Genomic DNA, 229 nt, shown 5'->3' with positions numbered 1-229 from the left:
TGCTTGCGCGGTATGTTCGGTCTGCAGCGTCTCATTCACGCTCCAGCCCACGATCTTGCGTGACCAGGCATCGGTAACCAGGCTCAGGTAAACGAATTTTCCATCGGTGGGCAGATAGGTGATGTCAGCCACCCACACCTGTTCGCAACCACTGGGAACTACGCAATTTTCCCCGGGTTTGAGCAGGTTGGGATGTTTGCGGAAGCGATGATGGCTATCGGTGGTCTTG

Annotated in this window: 1 protein-coding gene; it reads right to left on the bottom strand. The window is 55.5% G+C overall.

Features of this window, described 5'->3' with window-relative positions; translation table 11 throughout:
- On the bottom strand, positions 1-229 hold a 229-nt coding region (locus IAE56_RS21010), incomplete at both ends, for a DDE-type integrase/transposase/recombinase (RefSeq protein WP_325167216.1).

The organism is Stenotrophomonas sp. S41 (genome assembly GCF_016624625.1).
Classification (GTDB): domain Bacteria; phylum Pseudomonadota; class Gammaproteobacteria; order Xanthomonadales; family Xanthomonadaceae; genus Stenotrophomonas.
This window is presented reverse-complemented; position numbering and strand designations above follow the sequence as displayed.